This is a genomic window from Maribacter sp. MS6, assembly GCF_056839185.1.
Genome location: NZ_CM166389.1, coordinates 2,705,353 through 2,731,671 on the forward strand (window position 1 = coordinate 2,705,353; position 26,319 = coordinate 2,731,671).

24 protein-coding genes are annotated in these 26,319 nt (G+C 38.6%); 14 read left to right on the forward strand and 10 right to left on the reverse strand.

Annotated elements, in window-relative coordinates:
• Positions 1–90 precede the first annotated feature (90 nt).
• From MS6x_RS11955 to MS6x_RS11980, 6 genes are all read left to right on the forward strand, one after another.
• Positions 91–765, forward strand: coding sequence for a TetR/AcrR family transcriptional regulator (locus MS6x_RS11955; protein ID WP_482602317.1), 675 nt, complete (start codon positions 91–93; stop codon positions 763–765).
• Positions 766–770: 5 nt separating this feature from the next.
• Positions 771–2,438: a peptidase domain-containing ABC transporter gene (locus MS6x_RS11960; RefSeq protein WP_482602319.1), complete on the forward strand. Its 1,668-nt coding sequence runs from the start codon at positions 771–773 to the stop codon at positions 2,436–2,438.
• A 4-nt stretch (positions 2,439–2,442) separates the two neighbouring features.
• On the forward strand, positions 2,443–3,795 hold the full coding sequence (locus tag MS6x_RS11965) for an HlyD family secretion protein (RefSeq protein WP_482602321.1): 1,353 nt from the start codon (positions 2,443–2,445) through the stop codon (positions 3,793–3,795).
• A 2-nt stretch (positions 3,796–3,797) separates the two neighbouring features.
• A complete protein-coding gene (locus MS6x_RS11970; protein ID WP_482602323.1) occupies positions 3,798–5,201 on the forward strand; it encodes a TolC family protein in 1,404 nt (467 codons plus the stop codon).
• 279 nt (positions 5,202–5,480) lie between these two features.
• Positions 5,481–5,846 carry a hypothetical protein gene (locus tag MS6x_RS11975; RefSeq protein ID WP_482602325.1) on the forward strand — a complete coding sequence of 122 codons (366 nt, stop codon included), beginning with the start codon at positions 5,481–5,483 and terminating at the stop codon, positions 5,844–5,846.
• 135 nt (positions 5,847–5,981) lie between these two features.
• The gene (locus MS6x_RS11980; protein ID WP_482602327.1) at positions 5,982–6,593 is read left to right on the forward strand and encodes a thioredoxin family protein; all 612 of its coding nucleotides are present in this window, start codon (positions 5,982–5,984) and stop codon (positions 6,591–6,593) included.
• On the opposite strand, the gene MS6x_RS11985 is transcribed toward MS6x_RS11980, so the two are convergent.
• The 5 genes from MS6x_RS11985 to MS6x_RS12005 all read right to left on the reverse strand — a co-directional run bounded on the left by MS6x_RS11985 (position 6,576) and on the right by MS6x_RS12005 (position 10,262).
• Positions 6,576–7,304 (reverse strand): energy transducer TonB family protein, encoded by a 729-nt coding sequence (locus MS6x_RS11985; protein WP_482602329.1) that lies wholly within the window; start codon positions 7,302–7,304, stop codon positions 6,576–6,578. The two genes, MS6x_RS11980 and MS6x_RS11985, sit on opposite strands and share 18 nt — an antisense overlap.
• Before the next feature lie 58 nt (positions 7,305–7,362).
• Positions 7,363–8,067: a tRNA pseudouridine(55) synthase TruB gene (truB, locus tag MS6x_RS11990; RefSeq protein WP_482602331.1), complete on the reverse strand. Its 705-nt coding sequence runs from the start codon at positions 8,065–8,067 to the stop codon at positions 7,363–7,365.
• A gap of 169 nt (positions 8,068–8,236) precedes the next feature.
• Positions 8,237–9,034 (reverse strand): undecaprenyl-diphosphate phosphatase, encoded by a 798-nt coding sequence (locus MS6x_RS11995; protein WP_482602333.1) that lies wholly within the window; start codon positions 9,032–9,034, stop codon positions 8,237–8,239.
• Positions 9,035–9,298, reverse strand: coding sequence for a DUF3098 domain-containing protein (locus MS6x_RS12000; RefSeq protein WP_482602335.1), 264 nt, complete (start codon positions 9,296–9,298; stop codon positions 9,035–9,037).
• Positions 9,299–9,383: 85 nt separating this feature from the next.
• Complete coding sequence (locus MS6x_RS12005) at positions 9,384–10,262, reverse strand: cell division protein FtsX (protein ID WP_482602337.1); 879 nt, start codon at positions 10,260–10,262, stop codon at positions 9,384–9,386.
• Between the two features lie 540 nt (positions 10,263–10,802).
• Here MS6x_RS12005 and leuS point away from each other — a divergent pair.
• From leuS to MS6x_RS12025, 4 genes are all read left to right on the forward strand, one after another.
• Positions 10,803–13,658 carry a leucine--tRNA ligase gene (gene leuS / locus MS6x_RS12010; protein ID WP_482602339.1) on the forward strand — a complete coding sequence of 952 codons (2,856 nt, stop codon included), beginning with the start codon at positions 10,803–10,805 and terminating at the stop codon, positions 13,656–13,658.
• Between the two features lie 58 nt (positions 13,659–13,716).
• Positions 13,717–13,962, forward strand: coding sequence for a SemiSWEET family sugar transporter (locus tag MS6x_RS12015; RefSeq protein WP_482602341.1), 246 nt, complete (start codon positions 13,717–13,719; stop codon positions 13,960–13,962).
• A 143-nt stretch (positions 13,963–14,105) separates the two neighbouring features.
• Positions 14,106–15,206: an alanine dehydrogenase gene (gene ald, locus MS6x_RS12020; RefSeq protein ID WP_482602343.1), complete on the forward strand. Its 1,101-nt coding sequence runs from the start codon at positions 14,106–14,108 to the stop codon at positions 15,204–15,206.
• 147 nt (positions 15,207–15,353) lie between these two features.
• Positions 15,354–16,049 (forward strand): zinc metallopeptidase, encoded by a 696-nt coding sequence (locus tag MS6x_RS12025; RefSeq protein WP_482602345.1) that lies wholly within the window; start codon positions 15,354–15,356, stop codon positions 16,047–16,049.
• A gap of 125 nt (positions 16,050–16,174) precedes the next feature.
• On the opposite strand, the gene MS6x_RS12030 is transcribed toward MS6x_RS12025, so the two are convergent.
• Both MS6x_RS12030 and MS6x_RS12035 read right to left on the reverse strand, forming a co-directional pair.
• Positions 16,175–16,645 (reverse strand): Lrp/AsnC ligand binding domain-containing protein, encoded by a 471-nt coding sequence (locus MS6x_RS12030; protein WP_482602347.1) that lies wholly within the window; start codon positions 16,643–16,645, stop codon positions 16,175–16,177.
• 89 nt (positions 16,646–16,734) lie between these two features.
• Complete coding sequence (locus MS6x_RS12035) at positions 16,735–18,108, reverse strand: saccharopine dehydrogenase family protein (RefSeq protein ID WP_482602349.1); 1,374 nt, start codon at positions 18,106–18,108, stop codon at positions 16,735–16,737.
• A gap of 81 nt (positions 18,109–18,189) precedes the next feature.
• On the opposite strand from MS6x_RS12035, the gene MS6x_RS12040 reads away from it, so the two are divergent.
• From MS6x_RS12040 to pckA, 4 genes are all read left to right on the forward strand, one after another.
• Positions 18,190–18,573, forward strand: a complete 384-nt coding sequence (locus tag MS6x_RS12040) for a DUF423 domain-containing protein (protein WP_482602351.1) — start codon at positions 18,190–18,192, stop codon at positions 18,571–18,573.
• A 59-nt stretch (positions 18,574–18,632) separates the two neighbouring features.
• A complete protein-coding gene (locus MS6x_RS12045; protein WP_482602353.1) occupies positions 18,633–20,102 on the forward strand; it encodes an SLC13 family permease in 1,470 nt (489 codons plus the stop codon).
• Positions 20,099–21,229 carry a glycerate kinase gene (locus tag MS6x_RS12050; protein ID WP_482602355.1) on the forward strand — a complete coding sequence of 377 codons (1,131 nt, stop codon included), beginning with the start codon at positions 20,099–20,101 and terminating at the stop codon, positions 21,227–21,229. The genes MS6x_RS12045 and MS6x_RS12050 overlap by 4 nt, the downstream gene beginning before the upstream one ends.
• A 263-nt stretch (positions 21,230–21,492) precedes the next feature.
• The gene (gene pckA / locus MS6x_RS12055; RefSeq protein ID WP_482602357.1) at positions 21,493–23,109 is read left to right on the forward strand and encodes a phosphoenolpyruvate carboxykinase (ATP); all 1,617 of its coding nucleotides are present in this window, start codon (positions 21,493–21,495) and stop codon (positions 23,107–23,109) included.
• Positions 23,110–23,181: 72 nt separating this feature from the next.
• Here the strand turns inward: pckA and MS6x_RS12060 are convergent, their stop codons facing one another.
• From MS6x_RS12060 to MS6x_RS12070, 3 genes are read right to left on the reverse strand one after another with little or no spacing between them, the layout of a single operon-like run.
• The gene (locus MS6x_RS12060) at positions 23,182–23,925 is read right to left on the reverse strand and encodes a uroporphyrinogen-III synthase (RefSeq protein WP_482602359.1); all 744 of its coding nucleotides are present in this window, start codon (positions 23,923–23,925) and stop codon (positions 23,182–23,184) included.
• Between the two features lie 8 nt (positions 23,926–23,933).
• Positions 23,934–24,587, reverse strand: a complete 654-nt coding sequence (locus MS6x_RS12065) for a DUF4271 domain-containing protein (protein WP_482602361.1) — start codon at positions 24,585–24,587, stop codon at positions 23,934–23,936.
• Positions 24,584–26,260 carry a glycosyltransferase family 39 protein gene (locus tag MS6x_RS12070; protein ID WP_482602363.1) on the reverse strand — a complete coding sequence of 559 codons (1,677 nt, stop codon included), beginning with the start codon at positions 26,258–26,260 and terminating at the stop codon, positions 24,584–24,586. Before MS6x_RS12070 ends, MS6x_RS12065 begins: the two co-directional genes overlap by 4 nt.
• Between the last annotated feature and the right edge of the window lie 59 nt (positions 26,261–26,319).

Here is a 26,319-nt window from a genome sequence, read left to right on the forward strand (position 1 = left end):
TTTCATATGGAATCCCCGTTAAATATTAGTTAAACTATCGCTAATTGGTAGTATTGCTATTATATTTGTAATTATCCTTAAACTGATGCTATGGAACATTTGCTTAAATCCGTTAAAATAAACATTAACGAGAAAATCTATCTCAAAGATCCCGAGTCTTCGAATTTAGGAAAGAGGATTATAGAAAATAGTATTCTAATGATCAATGAAATGGGCTTTGAAAGTTTTACCTTTAAAAAGTTAGGTATAAAAATTGGTTCTAACGAGAGTTCTATATATAGGTATTTTGAAAATAAGCACAAGTTACTCTTGTACCTCACTTCTTGGTATTGGGGCTGGTTAGAGTATCAGTTGGTATTTGCTACTAACGGAATTGCAGATGCTAAGGAAAAATTGGCAAGGACTTTGGAAATAGTAACGAAAAATACGGAAGAGGATTCTGCTTTTTCACATATTAACGAAGTACTTTTGAATAGAATAGTGATCAATGAATATTCTAAGTCCTACCTCACAAAGGAGGTAGACCTAGAGAACAAAGAAGGTTATTTTGTTATTTACAAGAGACTGGTGAATCGATTAACGGATATGATTAAAAAATTAGATTCAACATATGAGTATCCCTCCAGTTTGGCGAGTACTGTTCTTGAGGGATCTTTGCATCAACATTTTTTAAAGAATCATTTTAGCTCTTTGACGGATTGTCGTGGTAATGATGATCTTGGTCAATATTTTTCAAATTTGGTTTTCTCCGTACTTAAATCTTAAAAATAATGTCAAAAAATATTTTGACCGCCTGGCAGCGGCTTATTGGTATGTTGCGTTTGGATAAGCGAGACGTTTTGCAAGTATTTTACTATGCAATTTTTGCCGGACTAGTAAGCCTTTCCTTGCCATTGGGTATTCAGGCCATAATCAACTTAATTCAAGGAGCGCAGGTAAGTACTTCGTGGATTGTGTTGGTGATTCTGGTAACATTGGGTGTTGCATTTGTAGGGGTTTTACAACTCATGCAAATGCGTATCATTGAAAACGTGCAACAAAAAATTTACACTAGGGCCTCGTTTGAATTTGCGTACCGGTTCCCTAAAATGAAAATGAGTGCACTATATAACTATTATCCTCCAGAGCTGGCCAATCGGTTTTTTGATGTACTCAATATCCAAAAAGGAGTTTCCAAATTATTGTTGGATTTTCCCGCAGCGCTGTTGCAGATCATTTTTGGCTTGTTGTTGTTGTCCTTTTATCATCCGTTTTTCATTGCATATGGAATATTATTGTTGGTATTAATTTATATTGTTTTTAAATATACCATAGAGAAAGGTTTGGAAACCAGCCTTGTAGAATCAAAGAAGAAGTATGCGATGGCACATTGGATACAAGAGGTAGCCAGAACCATCATCAGTTTTAAGCTATCTGGCAGAACATCGCACGCCTTAAGGAAAACAGACAATTTAGTGGACAAGTATTTGGATGCTAGGGAAAATCACTTTAGGATATTGGTGTTGCAATTTGTCCAAATGATTGGCTTTAAAATATTAGTAACTGGTGGCCTTTTGATAATCGGTGGTTTATTGGTACTCAACCAGGAAATGAATATTGGTCAGTTTGTTGCAGCGGAAATTATTATTCTTACGGTAATCGCCTCTGTAGAGAAGTTGATTATGGGCTTAGAATCATTTTATGATGTACTAACTGCCTTGGAGAAACTGGGCCAAGTCGTAGATAAAGAATTGGAGCCACAAGAAGGCGAAAAATCCTTTGGGGATAATGAGGGTTTTACGGTAGAACTTAATAATGTTTCTTATTCCGTTCCTGGACGGAAGAGTAAAATAATAGATGATGTGAGTTTTATTGTTACACCAAAATGTTCCATTTTATTGCAAGGGGCAAATGGGTCTGGAAAGGCAAGTCTTCTGCGTTTAATTGCTGGTACGGCAGAACCTACAGAAGGCGAAATCTATGTTAACGACGTATCTCTAAAAGGGTTGCATCTTAACCATTACAGGTCACATTTGGGGCAATCGTTGGAGGAAGAGTCTCCTTTTGAAGGAACTTTATTGGAGAACATAACATTTGGGGATACAACTATTTCGCGGGAAGATATTTCGTGGGCGATAGAGAATACGGGATTGTCCGACTTTGTAAAACGACAGGAACTTGGATTAAATGCTTTTATTTTTCCTGAAGGAAAACAGATATCCTCTACGTTGGCAAAGAAAATTGTTTTGGCAAGAAGTATTGTGCGTAAACCTAGATTACTTATTTTGAACGATCCCTTTTATCAATTTGACGATGCAGAAGCGAAAAAAATCATAGAGTTTTTATTGTTGCCCGAACAGCCTTGGGCCATTGTGGTTACTAGTCGAAACCCAATATGGGCAAAACGCTGTGGCAGGATTATAACATTGGATAAGGGTAAATTAATAAGCGAAATATAAAACAATGCTCAACATTTCAAAGAGTAGTCTGAACAAGAAGGTAAGTCTTGAAGGCTATAGGTCTACTGAAAAGGTTTTTCATAAAAGACATTACAAGCACTTTAATCGATTCCTTAAGGTGTTTGCCGTAATTATGGTAATCATATTGTTTTTACCTTGGACGCAAAATGTAAAAGGAGTTGGTTTTCTTACCACTTTGAGACCAGATCAACGTCCTCAAACCATACAATCGCCCATACCGGGAAGAATAGAAAGATGGTATGTACAAGAAGGGGATTATGTAAAAAAGGGAGATACCATACTATTTATATCGGAAATCAAAAATGAGTATTTTGATCCGATGTTGGTGGAAAGGACCGGAGAACAGATTCGTGCCAAGTCTGCATCGGTTATTTCTTACGAAGGCAAGGTAGGTGCGCTTAACAATCAAATCGTTGCATTAGGTAGGGAACGGGAGTTGAAGTTGCAACAGGCACGGAACAAATTGCTACAAGCTAAATTGAAGGTGCAAAGCGATAGTATCGATTTTGAGGCCGCCAAGACCAATATAAAAATTGCGGAACGCCAGTTTGAGCGAACCCAGCAGCTAGAAAGCGAGGGATTAAAAGCGGTTACCGATGTGGAAGAAAAACGCCTTAAACTACAGGAAACGCAGGCGAAGTTAATTTCCCAAGAAAATAAACTCTTGGCCGCAAAGAACGAAGTAATTAATGCCGAAGTTGAAATTAACAGTGTGCAGGCCTCTTACACGGATAAAATATCCAAAGCCCAGAGCGATATGTTCACTGCGCAGTCTAGTCAGTTCGATTCCGAAGCTCAAGTGACCAAACTGCAGAACGAGAAAACCAACTATGAAATGCGGAACGATATGTATTATATACGGGCACCGCAAAATGGTTTTATAAATAGGGCGATACAAGGGGGTATTGGAGAAACATTCAAAGAAGGTGACCAGTTGGTAGGAATAATGCCGTCTGATTATGAAATGGCAGTAGAGACTTTTGTAGCACCTATAGATTTACCTTTGATTCATTTGGGTGAAAAAGTAAGGATTGAGTTTGATGGTTGGCCTGCGATAGTCTTTAGCGGTTGGCCCAATGTATCTTATGGTACGTATGGCGGTAAAGTAGTAGCCATAGAAACGTTTATCAGTGCAAATGGCAAATATAGGGTCTTGCTGGCGCCCGATGAGGAGGACCATGCCTGGCCAAAGGATATCAGGGTGGGTTCCGGAGCCAATACTATAGCTTTGTTGGAGGATGTGCCCATTTGGTTTGAACTTTGGAGGCAATTAAACGGATTCCCACCAAATTATTATCAGCCAACTGGTGCCCAAGCTAAACCGGTAAAGAAATAACGATGCGAAATAGTTGTACTGTTTTACTTTTATTGATTGCGTTTGTTGGTAGAGCTCAAGTTCAGGATTCCATTGTACTTCAGTTTAACGAATACTTGGGGTATGTTAAAAGTTACCACCCAATTGCGAAGCAGGCGCAATTGGCCATAAGTATGGGACAGGCAAATTTAATGAAGTCCCGCGGCGGTTTTGACCCAAAGATAGAGGTAGACTATGCACGTAAAGAGTTTAAGGGAACGGAGTATTATGATGAGCTAAACGCTACTTTCAAAATTCCCACATGGTATGGTATAGATTTAAAAGGAAATTTTGAGCAGAACGAAGGCGCTTTCTTAAACCCCGCCGAAACCGTACCCACAGATGGTCTTTACAGTGCAGGAGTATCGGTGTCCTTAGGAAGGGGTTCTTGGATAAATGAACGAATGGCAACCTTAAAGCAAGCCAAACTTTTTAGGGAGCAATCCAAGGCGGATAGGGATTTGTTGGTGAATCAAATATTGTTCGATGCTTCCTTGACGTATTTTGATTGGATACAGGCCTATAAAGACAGTAAAGTTTTTGCAAATTTTTTAAACAACGCTCAAATAAGGTTCGTAGGGATTAAAAAAAGTGCTTTGGCCGGAGAAATCGCGGCTATTGATACCGTAGAGGCCAAAATTGCCGTTCAAAGTAGGGCACTGGAATTGGAGCAGGCAAATGTTAGATTCAGAAATAAATCATTGGAGCTTTCCAATTTTCTTTGGTTGAACGATAATGTACCGTTAGAGCTTCAGCCCAATGTGATACCAGAAGAAAATATTGCCTCCGATATAGATACAACTCTAGAAATTTTAGGAAAACCCTTGGATAGTTTTACCCTAGAGAATCACCCAAAACTAAGGTCATTAGGTTTTAAGATAGATGGTTTACAGGTAGACAAGCGCTTAAAGACCAATAAGCTGTTGCCTACTATAGATATGGATTATAATTTTTTAACGGAAACGCCCGAGTTTATAAATTCCTTTGTCACGGAACAGTATAAAGGAGGGCTCACTTTTCAGATGCCTCTATTTTTGAGAAAGGAACGGGGAGATTTAAGGTTAGCGAAGATAAAATTACAAGATGCGGAGTTTGAGTATGATAATGCTCAAATAGAAATTCGAAATAAGGTTCTCGCCATTTATAATGAGCTGGATTCTTTTGAGAACCAGAATATACTTATAGATGATATTGTGATGAACTACAGGGTCTTGTTATCTGCAGAGGAAAGAAAGTTCAGTTTTGGGGAAAGCTCTTTGTTCCTTATAAATTCTAGGGAAAGTAAACTCATAGATGCAGTACTGAAACAAAATTCCGTTCAAAACAAATACTATTCCGCAAAAGCCAAGTTGTTTAATAGCTTGGCAGTGAATCCTGAAAATCTGTAATGTAGGTTTTTGCATGTTGATAACCAGAAGCTATAACTTTGGTATCGTAACCGCTTAGAGTCTACGCTCCTTTAGAAATCCTATCCCCATCGATTAGCATTATTTTTTGTCAATCCTAAGCAGTTATAGTTATAATAGTTATACTATTATTAATTAACATATTAACTATTGTTTAACGGATTATTGCTATCGAAATAAAATTTGTGAGGTATTTTTGTGTACGGCACTAGACCAACAACCTAGTCGATTTATAGTAGTATATATAAAAAGACAAATCATATGAAGAAGAGCAGACCAGTGTTGTTTCCCGAGTTTATTGGGAACGAAAACATGTCAGCCAAGGTAGATATCCGATGGCAGGATATTAGACCTGGACAAAAGCTGAAAATAGGAAAACCGTCTAATCGATATTATCAATATATCTCCCCATCACTTAATTTTAAGGAGCATAGTTTAGATAATCTAAGGGCTTTATTGGATTTGGAAGGAATTATCGTTTCCGTCAGAAGTGTTTTGAAAATGAAAAATGGAGAGTCATATGCCGTTTTGGGTAGAGAAGGTGAAGTTCCTTTTTGTAACAATAGCATACATGTGTACGCAGAACTTAGAAAATCACTTGATTCATTAGAACTTTTAGATGAGTAACTACATACTTCTACTGTGTACGAATTCTTAGATGGTCACGTTTGTTAATGTAACGGGAGTAAGAATATAGCAATATTTAAGGTTGTAAATTGCGCTGTTAATTCTTAATAGACGTAAACATATAGTATTAAAACCATGGTAAAATCTACAGAAGAACTAATTCAACAGGCTTTGGCCAAATCAATGTCTTATGCTGAATATAGAGCACTAGTAGCTACGTTGGCCGTAAACGGCTCATCTACCGGTCCTGTGCAGACAGATGATTTGGCGAACTATACAAAGCTGAACGATAGACGGATGCGGCGTTGGGATAAGATGGTAAAGATAACGGAAGAGCTTGCACAAGAAATTGAAAATATAAATAAGAATCACACATGGTTGGTGCTGACAGAAAGTTGGTGCGGAGATGCCTCTCCAGCTTTGCCTATTATGGAAAAAGTAGCAAGTCTTAATCCGGGTATTACCTTTAGGGTGGTGCTTAGGGATGAGAATGAGGCTTTAATGGGTAGATTTCTAACCAATGGCGGCATGTCTATTCCAAAACTTATTGTTTTGGATAATGCAACTCAAACAGTAATTGGAACTTGGGGTCCCCGATCTGGTAATGCCACAAAACTGGTGGAAGATCATAAGGCTATGCACGGTGCCATCTTACCACAATTTAAGGAGGAACTACAAGTTTGGTACAATACAGATAAAGGGGAAAGTATTTTAACAGAAGTATTAGAGCTACTTACTTTGGAATAAATAGGTAATCGTCCCTTTTTGAATTGGTTTGGATGCTTTACTAAATCTGGCTTTTAAAGCATAGGCAATGGCATTATCTACCAGACATCCATTCGATGTACCCGAGCTTTTTGCATTAAAACTGGCATCCGTAACATAGCCATTTGCGTTTACCTCGATATTCACAACGACTTTCCCCCCCTCTATACAAGTATAGATAGGTGGTGGTAGTTTGTAGTTGTTTCTATCTATAAGCGAGAAGGATATGCTTGTTCTTTTCTCTGCCAGATAGTTGGTGAATTCTTGTTTTTTAGCTTCTTTTTCTCCTAAAAGCTGCTTCTGTTCTTCGCGTTTTTTAGCAAGTTCCTTAATCTTTGCTGCGTATTCCGAGTCGGCAATTAAATCGTCGGATGGTTCGCTTTCATCAGAAGTTGCGTTTTCTTCTAGGATTTCCTCGAAGGTCTTTAGCGGTTCTGGATTCCCATAACTTGGTTTAGCCGTTTCGTTAAATGCGGTATGGCTTTTAATGGCTTGGGTGTTGGACTGCTCCTCATTATCTTTTTCTTCCTCAAGAATTTCCTCGAGTATCTCTTCGTCCAGAATCATTTCTACAACATAATCTTCGTCCTTTTCGGTTTTTCCTCCTAATTGAATCGAATAGAGTATCAATACAACAATTGCCATGGAAAACACGGTACTGATTAGGGATAATTGTTGCCTGTTAAAGTTCATTAATATATAACTGCTTTATTTGAAAAATAGTACAAAAAATGAATAAAGCTAATTGGGTTTACGTATCTAGTTCTTTTAATACTATTTCTTCAAAAGTTATTGGGTCTAGCGCTTTATTTACGTTGTAAACCCCTATTTTGGTTCTCCTAAGCGATGATAAATATGCGCCTGAGCTTAAAGCTTTTCCATAATCATGTGCAATAGAACGAATATAAGTCCCCTTACTGCACACAATTCGGAAGCTAATTTCCGGAAATTCGATTTTGGTTATTTCAAATTCACTAAGGCTTACCTTTCTGGTCGGTATAGTCACTTCTTTACCCTCGCGTGCGTATTCGTACAATCTTTTTCCGTCTTTTTTTAGCGCTGAAAAAATAGGTGGGGCTTGGTCTATCTCACCAATAAATTTTCTTGTGGTTTCAACTATGAGTTGTTCTGTGATATGGTCTGTATTGAATCTATACTCTACTGGTGTCTCCATGTCATAGGAGGGTGTAGTAGCACCGAGGATTAGCGTGCCTGTATATTCCTTTTCCAAGCCTTGGAACTCGTATATTTTTTTAGTGAACTTACCAACGCATACAAGAAGAAGTCCAGTTGCAAGTGGATCTAGCGTCCCTGCATGGCCTATTTTAATCTTTTTTAAGCCAAAGCGTTTTTTTAATACCCATTTTAGTTTGTTTACCGCCTGAAAAGAGGTCCACTGTAGCGGCTTATCAATTAATAGCAACGTACCATTCAAGTAATCTTCTTTTGTTTTCACGTTTTATTAGATATATAATTGATGTAACGCTTAGTTTAACACCGTTATCTTCTCTCTAAAATAGCCAAGTATCAATACCCCGACCGGCTGGTGTTAAAAAGCAAAAGCATTACTGGCATTCGTCAAATACCTAGCCATAGCACTTTAAATTTCAATTGATTAGACAACCCTATGGATTCATAAAACCGTAGATTATGGCAACGAGCCCAACAATCAAACAGTAGATGGCAAAATAGCTTAATTTACTTTTACGAACCAACTTTATCATCCAGGTACAGGCAGCAAGTCCGGCAATAAAAGCAGCGATAAAACCTGCTCCCATAGCTATATTGTTTTCTCCATTAAAAGTAAGATCTCCACTAAGTATATCTTTTGCGATTTTTCCAAAAATTAAAGGCACTACCATTAAGAAAGAGAAGCGTGCAGCTTTGGATTTATCTACGCCTAAAAGTACAGATGTAGATATAGTGGCACCGCTTCTAGAGATTCCGGGCAACATGGCAATAGCTTGTGAAACCCCTACAATAAAGGCATTTTTAAAACTCACTTTTTTATTGGTATCCTTGGCCTTATCCGCAAAGTATAGTAGCACGGCTGTAATCAGCAACATAAAGCCCACAAAGCGAATATTGCCGCCAAAAAAGGCTTCTAACTGTTCTTCAAAAAATAATCCTATGAATACGGCAGGCAGCATAGAAATAATAATCTTTACAGAAAACTTACTTTCTTCGTTCCATTTGAATCGTAAAAGTCCACTTATTATTTCCCAAACATCTTTTCTAAATACTACTATGGTGCTTAACGCTGTTGCAAAATGAAGTATTACCGTAAAAAGGAGACTTTCTTCCGGCACCGAATTATCACCAAGGATTGCTTTGCCTAATTCTAAATGTCCACTAGACGATACGGGTAAAAATTCTGTTAATCCTTGGATTATGCCTAGGATAATAGCATCTAAAACTTCCAATTAGCTTTTGGTTTTATGCGGATTCAACAAAATTGCATATACCTCTATTCCTAAGCCTATAAGCACTAAAGTAGGAGCTAATCGGATTCTCCTAAAGTTATATATTTCAGGATTAAACACATTTGGGTCATCTGTTCCGCCACCACTCATCAATATAAAGCCTAAGGTAATCAAGACCAATCCTATAAACATGAAGAGATAATTTTTCTTTTGGAAGATAAACTCTTGTTTTGGGGCGGGTTGCATATGTTTCTTCTTACTCATGATACAAAGTTAGTAAAGTTGTTGAATAAGTGCATGATGGCATTAAATAAAACCTGCCGAACCAAAGTAATAAAACACAATGGGTTTAATAATATAGTTCGTCCGTTCTTAGGTTTAAAAAACGTTGCGTTGCAAAATAGGTGCTTGTTAACGATATTAGAATACCTAGCACAAAAACCCCAATGAGTAAACTTATGATGATATATGGCTCGTCTAAAAGTCCCAGATCTTGAAAGTTGGTGTTCAGGTAATAAAGTACACCACCAATAGCTATCAAGGCCAAAACAGCTCCCAACATACCTAATTTTACATTCTGCCAAATAAATGGCCTTCTGATAAAGGTTTTGGTAGCTCCTACCATTTGCATCGTTTTAATAACAAATCGTTTGGAATAGATAGATAATCGAATAGAACTATTAATCAATAATACTGCGATAAAGGTAAAAATAGCGCTTGCCGTTAAAATCCAAAAACCAATTTTCTCCACACTTTTGGCTACCATCCCTACCAATACCTTGTCGTAGCTTACTTCATCTACATATGTTTTTTCCGAGAGGGTTTGGGCAATCTCCGTCACTTTTTCTTCCGTTACAAAATCGGCCTTTAGGTTTACATCGATGGAGTTTTTTAAAGGATTATAACCTAGGTAATCAACAAAATCTTCTCCAATATCCTCACTATGTTGTTTGGCCGCTTCCTCTTTGGATACATACACTGCAGATTTTGTATACTCGGACATGGCCAGGGTCTTCTGTAATTGCTCCACCTCTATCTCCTTTGCGTTCTCTTTCAAAAATATAGATATGGTAATCTGTTCCTTGGAGCGATCAGCCATTTTTTTCGTGTTCAACACCAAAAGACCCAGGATTCCCAATAAAAAGAGTACCAAGCCAATGCTAAGCACCACTGAGAAATAGGAGGAGATAAGCTTTCGCTTCTGGTAATTTTCAAAAGAAGTGCTCATAAGGCTAATTAAGTAGTGTAAAAATAGGAAAGTAATGTGAAATGAGCCACAACAATTAACACTGCTAATGATGAATTATAATAACGATTGGTTGCAAAAATGATTTGCGAACAGTTCAAAACAGGATGCTATCACCACAACATATAAACACCATTTCAAATTGTATCTCCTGTCTACAAGAGGCGCTGGCACAAAGTCCCAGGCGATTGGGGTGTCCTATTGCAACAGCTATGGTAACTATGGGTATTCCATAATTTTCACTGTAAAACCCAAACTACCCACTAACTTTTTGGAGAAGAATCCAATGATATGGCAGAGTGTCTAGTAGGAAGGGGAACAGCTTTTTTCACAGCTGTAAGGATACTACTTTTGAATAAATGGTGCCGTTTAAAGGCTAAATTGCAATAGAAAAGGGTTAATCGTCAATATCTTTTTAACTTTCATCGATTACACCTATTTTTGCCCCGCAAAATAAGGGCATGCCAAAGTGTTGGAAGAAAACTTTTAGGTGTGTTTTTATGTTTTTTATATAAGTATCCTATGAACTACGATTTTAATGCAATAGAGAAGAAATGGCAAGACCATTGGGCCAAAAATCAAACATTTAAGGCAGCGAATATTTCCGATAAAGAAAAATTCTATGTATTGGATATGTTTCCTTATCCTTCTGGTGCAGGTCTTCATGTGGGTCACCCATTAGGATATATCGCCAGTGATATATATGCACGCTATAAAAGACATAAAGGATTTAATGTGCTACATCCGCAAGGATATGATTCTTTTGGTCTGCCCGCAGAACAGTATGCAATACAAACTGGGCAGCACCCTGCAATCACTACCGCTGAAAACATAAAGACCTATAGAAGACAACTTGATCAATTGGGTTTTTCCTTTGATTGGAGCAGGGAAGTACGTACCTCAGATCCCAGTTATTATAAATGGACACAGTGGATTTTTATTCAATTGTTCAATTCGTGGTATAATACAGAAACCGATAAGGCAGAGGATATAAAGACATTAGTCGATATTTTTGAGGCGCAAGGAAGTACAGCGATTAATGCGGTCTGTGATGATACTGTTGTGCCATTTACAGCGGCAGATTGGGCGTCTTATTCAGACAGGGAAAGACAAGAAATACTGCTAAAATATAGGCTTACCTATTTGGCAGAAAGTGAAGTAAACTGGTGTCCGGCATTGGGAACGGTTCTCGCGAATGATGAAATTGTAAACGGAGTTTCCGAGCGTGGAGGTCATCCGGTTATTCGTAAAAAGATGACGCAATGGAGCATGCGAATTTCCGCCTATGCACAGCGATTGTTGGATGGTCTAAACAAAATCGATTGGCCCCAACCGCTAAAGGATTCTCAAACGAATTGGATTGGAAGGTCAGTTGGGGCGAGTGTCACTTTTAATGTACTTTCCGAAAATAGAACTGGCCAGCACGTCATCGACGTCTTTACGACAAGACCGGACACCATTTTCGGTGTTTCCTTCATGACCCTAGCCCCAGAACACGAACTGGTATCACAAATAACTACTCCAGAACAGAAAGGGGAAGTAGAAGCCTATGTGGAAGCTACGGCAAAACGTTCCGAACGAGATCGTATGGCAGATGTGAAAACTATTTCCGGTGCATTTACGGGAGCGTTTGCAGAACATCCGTTTACGAAAGAGCCTATTCCTATTTGGATAGGCGATTATGTATTAGCTGGCTATGGCACGGGAGCGGTAATGTCCGTTCCGTGTGGAGATCAACGGGATTATGATTTTGCAAAACATTTTGGTATCCCAATTCCCAATATTTTTGAAGGTGTGGATATTTCCGAAGAAGCCTTTGCCGATAAAGAAAAGGCAGTCATCGCGAATTCCGACTTCCTGAACGGATTGGGGCAAAAACAGGCTAGTAAAATAGCGATACAGACCTTGGAGACTTTAGGCCAAGGGGAAGGCAAGATAAATTATCGTTTACGCGATGCCGTTTTTAGTCGGCAACGGTATTGGGGAGAACCATTTCCGGTATATTATGATGCAGACGGAATGCCGCAGATGTTGGATGATAAATTCCTACCATTGGAATTACCAGAGGTCGATAAATACCTGCCTACCGAAACAGGCGAACCGCCCTTGGGAAATGCCAAAGAATGGCATTGGTTGCAATATGGCGAAGAAGGAAAAGTAGTTTCGGAAGCAGAGTTCAATAGTTCCTCACTAAAAGGTAGACTTGGAGGGCCTTTGGAATTGAACACCATGCCGGGTTGGGCGGGAAGTTCCCAGTATTTCAATAGGTACATGGACCCGCATAACGAGAAAGAAATTTTCTCCCAAGAGGCCATCAATTACTGGCAAGATGTAGATCTGTACATTGGCGGTAGCGAACATGCAACCGGACACTTATTGTATTCCCGTTTCTGGCAAAAATTCATGTTCGATAAAGGCTTGGTTCCTAAGGATGAGTTTGCGAAAAAGTTGATCAATCAAGGGATGATTACGGGGACGAGTGCTTTTATTTATAAGGATATTGATAAAAATAAAGTCTATTCCAAAGGAAGGTTAAGTAATAAGAATGTTATTCCTATTCACGCAGATGTTTCGTTGGTAAATGCCTCAGATGAATTAGATGTGGAAGCTTTTAAAAGGGGGAAGCCAGAATACAAGGATGCTGAGTTTGTTTTAGAGGATGGCAGGTACATAGTAGGCCGCGAAATCGAAAAAATGTCCAAATCCAAATACAATGTCGTCAATCCAGATGCTATTTGTGAGGAGTATGGGGCAGATAGTTTACGGCTATATGAAATGTTTTTGGGGCCTTTGGAACAATCAAAACCGTGGAATACCGCAGGTATTACCGGAACGCATTCTTTTTTGAAGAAGCTATGGCGTTTGTATCATTCAGGCACTGATAGTTCTTTTTCTGTTTCGGACAACGAACCAACCAAAGAGGCTTTGAAAACCCTTCACAAGACCATTAAAAAAGTAGAGGAGGATATTGAAAACTTCAGTTTTAATACCTCGGTATCTACCTTTATGATATGTGTAAACGAGCTTTCTAGTCAAAAATGTTCCAGCCGTGAAATTCTAGAACCGCTTGCCATTTTGGTATCGCCCTATGCGCCACATATTGCAGAGGAACTTTGGGAGAAACTAGGGCATGCGGAGTCTATATCCACATTACCCTTCCCAACATTTGAACCGAGCTATTTGGTAGAGAGTACCAAAGAATACCCTATTTCGTTCAATGGTAAAATGCGCTTTAAATTAGAATTGCCGTTGGATTTAAATAAAGATGAAATTGAGGCGGTTGTTATGGCGCACGAAAAAACCAAGGACCAATTGCAGGGTAGAACACCTAAAAAAGTAATTATTGTGCCTGGTAAGATTGTGAATATTGTAGGTTAACCTACCTGTAACCTGCTCAATAGTCAAACGTATAAAATACCAGAATCAAATGCACTACATGGAAATAATAGGTCTGGTTGCTGCTAGTTTAACCACAGCTGCCTATGTTCCGCAGGTATATAAAACCTGGAAAGAGAAATCAACTAAGGATATTTCTTTAAGTATGTATGCCGTTTTGTTGACCGGTGTCCTCCTCTGGTTAGTGTATGGGATTTATTTAGGTAGTTTGCCTATTATTTTATCAAATATTATTACTTCTATGCTTTTGTTATTTATGTTGGCTATGAAATTAAAATATAAATAATTTGAACTATACCCCTATTTTTTAGGGGGTAAATTATTTAAAACATATGTTTTTGCCCAACAACCCCTACATTTTATCGAATAATACTTTTAAAATCCTTTTAATAGTTACAACTTAGCCGAATAATCTAAAAAAGTAACGCAATGATTGTTGGTATCCCAAAGGAAATTAAGAACAATGAAAGTCGGGTGGGAATGACCCCTGCCGGAGTTTTTGAAATGGTAAAGAACAACCATACCGTGTACGTGCAGTCCGGTGCTGGGGAAGGCAGTGGTTTTTTTGATGCCGATTACCAACAGGTCGGAGCTATGATTTTAGAAACAATTGAAGAGGTATATGCTATTGCCGAGATGATTGTAAAGGTGAAGGAGCCCATTGAGAGTGAATATGATTTAATTCGTGAGGGTCAGATTTTGTTCACCTATTTCCACTTTGCTTCCAGTGAATCGTTGACCAAAGCTATGATCAAACAAAAAGCAATTTGTATTGCGTATGAAACGGTAGAAGATGAGGAAGGTACCTTGCCTTTATTAACGCCCATGTCCGAAGTCGCAGGAAGAATGGCCATTCAGCAAGGAGCCAAGTACTTGGAAAAACCGGTAAAAGGGCGTGGTGTATTGTTAGGAGGTGTTCCTGGAGTGGCACCAGGGAAGGTACTGGTCTTAGGTGCCGGTGTCGTAGGCATACAAGCTGCAAAAATGGCAGCCGGTTTGGGCGCTCATGTGACTATTATGGATATTAATATGAAACGGCTTAGATACGCCAATGATGTGATGCCGCCCCACGTGGTAACCGAGTTTTCAAACGAATACAATATCAGAAAACATATCAAAACACATGACCTTATCATAGGAGGTGTATTGTTGAAAGGCAAGAAGGCTCCAAATTTAATTACGAGGGATATGCTGAAAGAAATGCGGCCCGGAACGGTTATCGTAGATGTAGCGGTAGACCAAGGTGGATGTGTGGAGACCACCAAACCAACGACTCACGAAGATCCTATTTATATCATAGATGATGTGGTTCATTATTCCGTTGCCAATATGCCTGGCGCTGTGCCTTATACGTCTACCGTAGCTTTGACCAATGTAACATTGCCTTATGCCGTTAGGTTGGCAAATTTTGGGTGGGAAGTAGCTTGTGAAAAAGATGCCAGCTTAAAAAAGGGTCTTAATATTATCTATGGAAAGGTAGTATATCAAGAAATTATAGAAGCTTTTGGTTGGGAAGAAATCCTTGTTTAAAAGTACATTTTGTCAGTATTTCGAACCTCTCCAGACCTTTTACAGCGTAAAAAGGTTTTGGCGGGGTTTTTGCTTTTAGGTAATCGATTTCTTTAACAGATGGGAATCTTTAGTATATTTAATTTGAAATTTAAAAGTTGAAATGTTATGATGGGATATTATATATTGATAGGTGCTATTGCTTTGGTAAGCTGGTTGGTAAGTAGCCGACTTAAAAGTAAGTTCAAGCACTATTCAAAAGTGCATTTACAAAATGGGATGAGTGGTGCCGAGATTGCGCAGAAAATGTTGGATGACCATGGTATTCGCGATGTGAAAGTCGTTTCCACTCCTGGTATGCTAACAGACCACTACAATCCTAAAAACAAAACGGTAAACTTAAGTGAAGGAGTATACAACCAAAGAAATGCATCTGCTGCTGCTGTTGCGGCTCATGAAGTAGGGCATGCCGTACAACACGCCACTGCTTATGAGTGGTTGGGAATGCGTTCCAAATTAGTGCCTATTGTTAGTGTAACATCAAGTATGTCTACTTGGGTAGTTTTTGGGGGTTTAGCTCTTGGAGCAGCTGCTGGAGTTGGTTTTGGGTATTGGGTGGCCGTTGCTGGTTTGGTAATGATGAGTTTTGCCACGTTGTTTAGTTTTATAACCTTACCGGTAGAGTACGATGCTAGCAATAGAGCTTTGGCATGGCTAAAGAACAAAAATGTAGTTACCCAAGCGGAATATGCAGGTTCTGAGGATGCTTTGAAATGGGCGGCGAGGACGTACCTTGTTGCAGCAATAGGTTCCTTGGCAACTTTAGTCTATTGGGGTCTTCAAGTGTTTGGAGGTAGAGATTAGAGAATGTTGAAAGAATTTAAAAGCCTGTCGGTTTTATGCTGTACAGGCTTTTTTTGTTTATAGTTTCTCAATAGAAAACTACCTCAAAATGTTTGTGGGTCGACTTAGTGATCGGTTCGTATCTACTAAATCGTAATCTGTCGGTCTATTTGTTGTGCGAGGGAAATAAAGGTTTCTGTTCTAGAAACACCTTCGATTTGCTGTATTTCCTTATTCAGCACATGCATTAAGTGCTCGTTGTCCTTGCATAAAATTTTGATGAGTATAGACCAGTTGCCCGTGGTGTAATGGCACTCTAACACTTCCGGTATTTTTTCCAATTGTTTAACCGCAACGGGATTACTCATGGCCTTGTCCAAGTAAATACCAATATAGGCCATAGTGGTGTAGCCCATGACTTTGGGATTAATCACAAATTTAGATCCGGCTAAAAGGCCGGAAGCCTCTAATTTCCGTAATCTTTGGTGTATAGCTGCTCCTGATATTCCAATATTACGGGCAATTTCTAGTACAGGTTTACGGGCATCCTCCATCAAGAATCTTAGGATTTTCTTGTCTATACCATCAATTTTAACGTTTTGACTGGATGATTTCATAATCGACATATCAATTTGAAATCAAAAATAGATAAAATACCCCTGTATTGTTAGTTTAGAAAAAAAGAACTATCGATTATGAATTTCTTTTAGCTCGCTACGGTATCCGGATTATATCCCAAATAAGGTACATGGTGTTCTTTGAAACGAATACCATAATTTTCCAATTCTTTAAGAATTGGGGTATACACCTCTTTTGAAATAGGAATCTGTACGCCTGGTTCGGTAATTTTTTTGTTTAGGATAAGTAAGGTAGCAATGGCTACGGGAAGGCCTACGGTTTTTGCCATGGCCGTATGGGTCCTGTCTTCACCAAGCACCACCATATTGGAATCTATTTGTTCTTTTTCGCCATTTATTTCATAGCCAAATTTGTGGTACATCACAATCATGTCCTTATCTTCTGGTGCTAAAGTCCAACTATCTTCCAGTATTTTTTGTAGAATTTGTGCAGGTGTAGCATCTTTAAGTCCAATACGTTTTGTCGTGTCAAAAAGATTTAGCTCGGTTAGCTTGTCCCACATAATATCATCTTGGTCTATCTTTAAATAGTGTCGTAATTTAAGCTCAACGGAGTCGGTTGGAGAATATGGTAAAAACAGGTTCACGAATTCGCGATAGGTCATGATTTCTGAATCTTCAATGGTATAACTATCGTCAGTCATCCCTAATTGTACAAACATATTCCATGCTTTGGAAAAACCTACCCTGCGCATGGTACCTCTATAAATAGTAAGTGCATTTTGTAATCCGTACGCTTCCTTATAATTTAGGGAATCTCGATTGGCATAGCCTTCGAACCGGCCATAGCCCTCGATTTCGAAAAACTCTGTCCTGCGAAATAATTTGTGATAGGGAATAAACTTATACGTTCCTTCCTGAATAAACTTTGCGGTTCCCCCTTGGCCTGCCAAGACTACATTTCTAGGATTCCAAGTAAATTTATAGTTCCATAGGTTCTTGTCCGATTCTGGCGCTACCAACCCTCCGGTAAAGGATTCGAACAATAGAATTTTACCACCTTTATCCCTAATACGGTCAATGACCTGCATAGCACTCATGTGGTCGATACCTGGATCAAGGCCTATCTCGTTCATGAAAACCAACCCGTTTTCTTTAGCAGCTTGGTCCAGTTCCATTATTTCTGGACTCACATAAGATGCGGTAACCAAATGTTTTTTGAATTTGATACAATCTTCCGCTACTTTGATATGAAACCGCGCCGGAAGCATGGAAACAACAATATCTGCATTTTTGATTGCCACTGCGCGTTCCTCGTTCTTAAAAACGTCTAAGTGAATTACGCTACAGTTAGGGTGTGCTGTAATGTTTGTTGGGATGGCGTCAGGGTTCAGATCACCTATTGTAAGATGTAATGAGTCACTTACCGATTTATCTAAGAAATAATCTAATAAATATGAGGTGGATTTACCAGCACCAACTACCAAAATTTTTCGCGACATATGTATTGCTTACTTTTGTTATAGAACGATAAACTAAGGTATCAAATTGTTATATTTTTAAAAAATTAACGCAGATAAGTTATGAACAAAACAATATTTGTGACGGCATGTATTTTAGGTCTTTTTGCTGTTGTGTTTGGCGCATTTGGTGCACATGGGTTGCAGAAGCTTGTAGATGCCAAGGCTGTCACCAGTTTTGAAACTGGTGTTCGGTATCAGATGTATCATGTTTTTTTATTGTTTGTGCTAGGCTTATTGCCTGGCCTAACTATTCGCATAAAACGCACCGTTTTTTATTTGGTGATAGCTGGTATCGCTCTATTCTCTTTTTCTATTTATTTATTGGCTATCAATAGCTTGTTCGATTTTGATTTTAAGGTGATTGCTTTTATAACGCCTATCGGTGGTACTTTACTTATTGCTGCATGGGGGTTGTTAGGTTATAATATGTATAAAGCTAAATAGAGCCTATTTGCTTTTTAATGTATATTAGGTCATTGATGAAAACGAACAGATAGGTATTTATGAATAAGACGAAATTAATAGGTCGTATATTAGGTCCACTATCTTTCTTTCTAATACTATTCTTTTTTCGTCCCGCAGGACTTTCCCAAGAGGCCAATGCTGTGTTGGCCACCACGGTTTGGATTGCCATTTGGTGGATTACCGAGGCTATACCTATTGCTGTTACAGCATTGCTTCCGTTGATTTTATTTCCTTTGTCCGGTGGATTAGAGTTGTCTTCTACCGCTGCTTCCTTTGGTCATAAATATGTTTTCCTTTATATGGGTGGATTTATTATTGCTATTGCTATTGAAAAATGGAATCTACATAAACGCATCGCTTTAGTAATCATCAATTTTATTGGTTCGGACGTACGTAAAATTATTTTGGGTTTTATGGTTGCTACGGCTTTTTTATCGATGTGGATTTCCAATACCGCTACCTCCGTAATGATGCTGCCAATTGGTCTGGCGATTATCAAACAACTCAGGGACAATCCGGATACTATTGAAGATGAGAACCAAACGTTCGGGAAAGCGCTAATGCTGGCCATCGCTTATAGTGCTTCAATTGGTGGGGTAGCCACGTTGATTGGCACACCTCCCAATTTGGTTTTGGCAGGTGTTGTTTTGGATACCTATGGCTATGAAATTACATTCATGCAATGGTTCAGCTTTGGTCTGCCTATTTCAATTATCCTTCTTTATATCTGTTGGAAATACCTAACTCGGTACGCATTTAAATTCAAACAAATTCAATTTCCCGGAGGAAAACTGGAGATCAAACGACAATTGAATCAGTTGGGTCGACTATCCTATGAGGAAAAAATGGTAGCTTTTGTTTTTGCGTTGACTGCATTTTGTTGGATATCTAGGTCCTTTCTATTGCAAAAATTCCTTCCTGCATTGGACGATACCATTATTGCCATTTTTTTTGCTATTGTTTTGTTTTTGATTCCTGCAAAAAATAAAAGGGAGCATTTGATTAAATGGGAGGAGGCTGTAAAAATGCCATGGGGCATTATCTTGCTCTTTGGAGGGGGCATGGCCTTAGCCAAGGGTTTTGAGGTAAGTGGACTGGCCGTGTGGATCGGTAGTCAAATGGCGGCACTCTCCGGGCTTCCCATTTTACTTCTGATACTGGCATTGGTTGCAGCGGTAAATTTCCTAACGGAGATCACGTCAAACTTAGCGACTACTGCTATGCTTCTGCCTGTACTGGCACCAATGGCATTGACCATAGATGTCCACCCTTTTGTTTTAATGGTAGGTGCTGCCGTTGCTGCTTCTTGTGCATTTATGCTCCCAGTGGCAACGCCACCCAATGCCGTAGTATTTGGTTCTGGGTATCTTCGTATTCCGGATATGGTGGGTAAAGGTTTCTTTATGAACATTGTTTCTATTTTCTTGGTAACATTATTTGTATATTTTGCATTACCAGAATTATGGGGTCTTGTTATAGATACATTTCCTGAACAGTTGAAAAAATGAGATTTTTGTTGATTCCAGATAAGTTCAAAGGGTCGCTTACGAGTGAAGAAGTTGCCAGTGCCATACAGTTTGGTGTAGAGCAGGTCTTGCCTAGAGCTACCTTTCATATAATTAAAGCTTCCGATGGTGGTGATGGATTTTTAGAAGCCATTGCACGATATAGGCCATGTGTAGGTATCCAAACGGTTGGTAAGGACCCTTTGGGCAGGGCTAGATTATGTAGCTATTTGTATAATCGAGAAGAATCTGCTGCATATATAGAGCTAGCAAACGCTTCTGGCATGGAGCTGCTTAAGCCGAAAGAGCGCAACCCCATGGAAACATCTACCTACGGTACTGGATTGCAAATCAAGGATGCTATTGAAAAAGGAGTACGTAATATCTATGTGGGGTTAGGTGGTAGCGCCACCAATGATGGAGGTATTGGGATTGCCAGTGCTTTGGGATTTGTTTTCCTGAACGGAAAAGGTGAGGCTCTGGAGCCTATCGGTAAAAATTTGATACATATTAGGGATATTGATACCTCTGGTGTCTCTCAGTTGTTGCAAGAAGTATCGTTTTTTGCGGTTAACGATGTGGGTAACCCCCTGTATGGTGCCGATGGTGCTGCCTTTGTGTATGCCAAGCAAAAAGGAGCTTCTGCTAGCTCCATAATAAAACTGGATGAAGGGCTTCGGAATTTACATAACATTGTTAGGCAGCGATTCGGCAAGGACAATTCTTTGATTCCTGGAGCCGGTGCGGCAGGTGGTACAGGGTATGGACTTAAAAGTTTTTTAAAGGCTGACTTCTTGCATGGAATAGATTTTATACTCGAACTATCAGGAATCGAAACGACGCTGGCTTCGGATACATTTGATTACATCATTACCGGAGAAGGAAAGTTGGACGAGCAGACCCTTAACGGTAAACTTGTACAAGGTGTATTAGATTTAGGAAAGAAATTTGACATCCCGGTTCTTGCTGTTTGTGGGCAATTGAATATTGATAGTGCTCTATTAAACGAAATGGGTATCATGGATGTTATCGAAATACAGAATAAGAAAAAACCACTTTCCTATAACATTAAAAATGCAAAAGAGTTGTTGGAACACGCAATCGAAGAATTTTATAAAAACATAAGATAAACCAGTCAGTGAACTCGCTGCATTCCACTACTACAAAGTGATAAAATCGTAAAAAAAGTATTTTATTTTATCAAAATCACAATACAACGAGGTGTTTTTCGATTTAAATTTAAACTCTTGTAAAAAAGGTATTAGTATGTTCAATAGTTTTTATCGTGAAATAGGGATAGTGCAATTCAACCGATATCTCTCTGATTAAAGCTTAAAATCAATCTGCTTCAGATATAATTTTAATAGCTTTGTACAAATTAAATTTTGAATTTATGACTGCATCCGACCAAAATACGAAAACGATTTCGTTGAAAGATTATGGTATTACGCACGAGAATATACACTATCAACTAAGTCCTACCCAACTGCAGGCGATAACTGTGGAAAATAAAATGGGGGTTGAAACATCGAATGGCACTTTAGCTGTAAATACCGGGGAGTTTACGGGACGGTCTCCCATGGATAGGTTTATTGTCAAAGATAGTATTACAGAAGATAAGGTGTGGTGGGGAAATATTAACATTCCTTTTCCAGCAGATTCCTTTGATGCCTTGCACAAAAAAGTTATTGCTTATCTGAACGATAAAAAAATATTTGTCCGTGACAGCTACGCATGTGCCGATCCGGAATATAAATTAAATATTAGGGTAATAAATGAATACCCATGGTCTAACATCTTTGCTTACAATATGTTTTTAAGGCCAACCGAGAAGGAATTGGAAAGCTTTACCCCGGAATGGACGGTAATCAATGCGCCAGGTTTTATGGCGAACGCATCTGAGGACGGTACCAGACAGCATAATTTTGCGATTCTTAATTTCACTAAAAAGATAGCCTTGATCGGCGGTACCGGTTATACTGGAGAAATAAAAAAAGGTATATTTTCTGCATTAAACTTTATACTGCCCGTAGAGAAGAACACTTTGCCAATGCATTGTTCTTCCAATGTTGGAAAAGAAGGAGATACCGCTATTTTCTTTGGCTTGTCCGGGACAGGGAAAACCACCTTGTCTACCGACCCAAACAGGGAACTTATAGGAGACGATGAACACGGTTGGACCAATAAGAATACGGTTTTTAATTTTGAAGGTGGGTGTTATGCCAAAGTCATTAACTTGTCCGAGGAACAGGAGCCTGAAATTTATGGAGCTATAAAACCCGGCGCCATATTGGAAAATGTTGTTTTGGATAGCAATAAAAATGTAGATTTTGCTAATACTTCAATAACGCAAAATACGCGGGTAAGTTACCCTATTTATCATATTGATAATATTAAGCAACCATCTATTGGAGAGAATGTAAAGAATATTTTCTTTTTAACGGCAGATGCTTTTGGCGTGTTGCCTCCAATCTCCAAGCTTACGCCTAGCCAAGCGGCATATCATTTTATTTCTGGATATACCGCAAAAGTTGCGGGTACTGAAGCTGGAGTTGTAGAACCACAGCCTTCTTTCTCCGCATGTTTTGGCGCACCATTTATGCCATTGCATCCAACAAAGTATGCAGATATGCTAAGTAGGAAAATGAAAGAGAGCGGTGTAGCAGTTTGGTTAGTGAATACAGGTTGGACAGGAGGCCCCTATGGAATAGGAACACGAATGAAATTGAAATATACCAGGGCAATGATAAGTGCTGCCTTAAACGGCGATTTGGGATTGTACTCATACGATAAGTACCATATACATTCTGTTTTTGGAGTAGCGCAACCTAGAGAATGTCCAGGTGTTCCAACCAATGTTCTGAGTCCTAGGACTACATGGAACGATGATAAAAAATATTATACCACTGCATTTAAGTTGTCGAATGCATTTAGGGAAAATTTCAAAAAGTTTGAAAGTTACGCCAGCGAGGAGATAAGAAGAGGTGGCCCACAGCGGTATGCATTTTAGATAAGGGATAACAAGCATAAAAAAACCGGCAATAATGCCGGTTTTTTTATGCTATATCATTGGTAGTCTTTGTTACTTGTTAACGCTTGTAATATATTTTTGCAATGCCATGGTCATTGATGGTGTTTCAGGAGTAGGTGCCTTAATATCGATTCTAAGACCTGCACCATTCGCCGCGTCTACTGTAGAATTACCAAACACTGCTATTCTTGTTTCTTTTTGTTCAAAATCAGGAAAATTCTGAAGTAAAGACTCAATTCCAGAAGGGCTAAAGAACACTAAAATATCGTAATAGACATTTCTTAAGTCGGATAAATCGCTAATTACCGTTTTATAAAAAACACCTCGTTTCCACGAAATACCAAGTGTATCTAGGGTATCTGGAACATCGGGCTTCAAAGCGTCCGATGATGGTAGAAGAAATGTCTCGTCCTTATATTTTTTAATGAGCGGTACCAGTTCGGAAAATTGTCTTTTACCTACGTAAATTTTACGTTTTCTATATACGACATACTTTTGAAGGTAATAGGCAACAGCTTCGGATTGACAAAAATATTTCATGCTATCCGGAACTTTAAACCGCATTTCTTCGGCAATCCTAAAAAAATGATCCACCGCATTCCTACTGGTCAGTATTATTGCAGTATACTCCTTAGGATCGATCTTTTGTTGGCGAACGCTTTTGGCATCCACTGCTTCCACATGTATAAACGGTCTAAAATCTACCTTAATTTTCTCTTTGTCAATAAGCTTGGAATAGGGAGAATTTTCCATCTTTGGTTCGGGTTGAGAGACCAAAATCGTTTTTACTTTCATATGTCGCTCTATTTGAGAAGGCTTCCTATTAGTACTAAGGGTGCAATTTCGAGAGTGCAAAGGTACAAAATAAAATAGAAGAAATGGTTAGCAAAGAAGTTTTGATAATTCTTTAGCACTAGGCCCCAACCAATTAGGTTAACACTTATAAATAGGAAAATAGTTGTAATAATAACAATCTTAGGGCTAATGCTTACGTAGGCTAGTAAAAGATTAGCTAAGAAAAATAGGATGCCTCCATAGTTCAGATAGGATGTTTTTTTGAAAATAATTTCGCTAAAAACAGATTGCGATCCAAAAATAAATCCATTAGCTAATTGCAATGCTATTTTTAAAAGTAAAAACAGAAAAAAGCCTATTAAAATTAAAGGATATAGATAGGAATGCTGGGTATTATCAGTAGGCATAAAATACTCGTAAACGAAGAACAGGAACAGTGCGGTATTGATGACTTGAAATGCAGTAAAAAGGATATGAAACCAGTTGAGTAACCGTTCTTTTTTATTATACATAAAAATATACTTGTTGTTGAACGGCAAAACAATAAAATTTAAAAAACGAGCGTAGTATAGGCTTTTCGCAATAAGTAGAAAAATTAGACTACCAAAGATGAGTAAGGTAATCCAATCCAATGATTCATAAGTTCTTAAAATGGGATTCATTGCAGTAAAGGTATGGGTTTACCGTTAAGTCCAAAATACAGATTGTTTTCCGAAATTACCATTCTAACGTAGCTGGGGTTTTTAACCTTAGTGCTAAAAGGCAAGGTTAGGTTAAAATAAGTGGTATCCTTGGCTTGTAACTGCTTTGTTTCTGTTCTTATTGGTTCAACTGTTAAAGCCTTTATCTCCTTCACTTTCTTATAGCGATCTAAATAGGCTACCCCAAACTCTAATTCGTTCAACGGAATCTCAAAATTGTATGGGTTGTATACTTTTAGGGTAAGTGGTATACCCAATTTTGCATCTGTTTTATCAATATCGACTATGCATTGGAGTTTTCGGTATGAATTAAATTTTTCAATATACCTTCCATGATATTCTCCTCCAGTCATTTTGGTAAACGTAAAAGGCCATTCCTTAGCATATTTAGATATGTACAGTATATCTTTACCTCGAACCGTTTCTTCTGAATTATCTATCGAGTATTGGTTCTTTCTGTATTGCACATTGTTTAGCGAAAAGGAAGTATTTCCGCTGTAAAAGGCATACATGGGAGCATTTCGATAGGAGTTTTCAAAAACGACTGGGCTATCTTCGGCTTCCTTGGCCACTTTAGAGACCCATTCTTTATTTCCATGTGTTTCGTAGTAAATATTGAATAATAAAGGCTGATGAACCAGCCCAACACGTAGGTATAATATGATGATGATATTAGCCAACCCTAAGCGATAAACCCACTGTGCGTTTGTTTTGTTTTCCAACATATATTGGAACACCAAAACCACCATTGGAATGCATATTATTATAATCCATTGGGTCTGTACCCTGCGATTAAAGGTAGATATGAAAAAGAATAGGACAACCCCATAGGTTAAAAACAAAAGGGCCTTATTGAAAAGACTGTTTGCCTTACTCTTAAACAAAGCTTGGTAGATAAATGGGAACGTTAGTCCAAAAATGGCCACTAGATTCACAAAGAACCCTAAGGTATATTTTTCAAAATCATAAGCTCCGTTGGGCCGCTCTGATATATGATAGTTGATAGAGACAAAATCTTGTTGGTAGAGCCAATGAAAATGTGGTGCATAGCATGTTAATGCAATTGCTACGGCGTACCAGGCATATTTGTTTTTAACCAGTTTTAGATTGGATAATAGCACAAATATAATAACCAGCACCGCATGGTATTTACTATACATTAAAGCAGCCATTACCGCACCCAGTAGAACCGATAGGCCTAAAGATGGTTTTTCAATAAACTTTTTGTAGACCAATAGAAAACAGGAAGTAAAAAACAGTAAGGGCGTATCTGGCAACGTAAGGAACCCATAGGCGTTTAGTAAGGTCATTGAAAAGACCAACACGAAAAAATGGGGTATAAATCCGTTCTTTTTCGGATGGTCTATGAGCAACCATAACACCAGAATATTGGCTACGGATAGCAAGCAGCTTATAAATCGCACACCTAGTTCTCCATTGAAAAAGAAGCTGCTGATTTTTATTAATAAAGCCACCATAGTAGGATGGTCAAAATAGCCCCAAGCCATGTTTTGACTATAGTACCAATAGTAAGCTTCATCATAGATCAGCTCCGTAAAAAAGGATTGTACGATATTGAGCGCTAGAATAGCGGCCAAAAAATAATAAAACTGTTTAGGTATGTTGGTTAACATGGTCGGTTTAACTTGATGCAAAACTACAAATTCTGTTCATTACCCAGTTTCTAAAAAAA

Bases quoted from the DNA above. Each gene is read 5' to 3' on its own strand.
- MS6x_RS11960 (WP_482602319.1), top strand. From the start codon at position 771: ATGTCAAAAAATATTTTGACCGCCTGGCAGCGGCTTATTGGTATGTTG.
- MS6x_RS12040 (WP_482602351.1), top strand. From the start codon at position 18,190: ATGAACAAAACAATATTTGTGACGGCATGTATTTTAGGTCTTTTTGCT.
- MS6x_RS11955 (WP_482602317.1), top strand. From the start codon at position 91: ATGGAACATTTGCTTAAATCCGTTAAAATAAACATTAACGAGAAAATC.
- MS6x_RS12065 (WP_482602361.1), bottom strand. From the start codon at position 24,587: ATGAATCCCATTTTAAGAACTTATGAATCATTGGATTGGATTACCTTA.
- MS6x_RS12000 (WP_482602335.1), bottom strand. From the start codon at position 9,298: ATGAGTAAGAAGAAACATATGCAACCCGCCCCAAAACAAGAGTTTATC.
- ald (WP_482602343.1), top strand. From the start codon at position 14,106: ATGATTGTTGGTATCCCAAAGGAAATTAAGAACAATGAAAGTCGGGTG.
- MS6x_RS12030 (WP_482602347.1), bottom strand. From the start codon at position 16,645: ATGAAATCATCCAGTCAAAACGTTAAAATTGATGGTATAGACAAGAAA.
- MS6x_RS11985 (WP_482602329.1), bottom strand. From the start codon at position 7,304: ATGAACTTTAACAGGCAACAATTATCCCTAATCAGTACCGTGTTTTCC.
- MS6x_RS11980 (WP_482602327.1), top strand. From the start codon at position 5,982: ATGGTAAAATCTACAGAAGAACTAATTCAACAGGCTTTGGCCAAATCA.
- MS6x_RS12045 (WP_482602353.1), top strand. From the start codon at position 18,633: ATGAATAAGACGAAATTAATAGGTCGTATATTAGGTCCACTATCTTTC.
- pckA (WP_482602357.1), top strand. From the start codon at position 21,493: ATGACTGCATCCGACCAAAATACGAAAACGATTTCGTTGAAAGATTAT.
- MS6x_RS11975 (WP_482602325.1), top strand. From the start codon at position 5,481: ATGAAGAAGAGCAGACCAGTGTTGTTTCCCGAGTTTATTGGGAACGAA.
- MS6x_RS12070 (WP_482602363.1), bottom strand. From the start codon at position 26,260: ATGTTAACCAACATACCTAAACAGTTTTATTATTTTTTGGCCGCTATT.
- MS6x_RS12060 (WP_482602359.1), bottom strand. From the start codon at position 23,925: ATGAAAGTAAAAACGATTTTGGTCTCTCAACCCGAACCAAAGATGGAA.
- leuS (WP_482602339.1), top strand. From the start codon at position 10,803: ATGAACTACGATTTTAATGCAATAGAGAAGAAATGGCAAGACCATTGG.
- MS6x_RS12050 (WP_482602355.1), top strand. From the start codon at position 20,099: ATGAGATTTTTGTTGATTCCAGATAAGTTCAAAGGGTCGCTTACGAGT.
- MS6x_RS12015 (WP_482602341.1), top strand. From the start codon at position 13,717: ATGGAAATAATAGGTCTGGTTGCTGCTAGTTTAACCACAGCTGCCTAT.
- MS6x_RS12035 (WP_482602349.1), bottom strand. From the start codon at position 18,108: ATGTCGCGAAAAATTTTGGTAGTTGGTGCTGGTAAATCCACCTCATAT.
- MS6x_RS12005 (WP_482602337.1), bottom strand. From the start codon at position 10,262: ATGAGCACTTCTTTTGAAAATTACCAGAAGCGAAAGCTTATCTCCTCC.
- MS6x_RS11965 (WP_482602321.1), top strand. From the start codon at position 2,443: ATGCTCAACATTTCAAAGAGTAGTCTGAACAAGAAGGTAAGTCTTGAA.
- MS6x_RS11970 (WP_482602323.1), top strand. From the start codon at position 3,798: ATGCGAAATAGTTGTACTGTTTTACTTTTATTGATTGCGTTTGTTGGT.
- MS6x_RS12025 (WP_482602345.1), top strand. From the start codon at position 15,354: ATGATGGGATATTATATATTGATAGGTGCTATTGCTTTGGTAAGCTGG.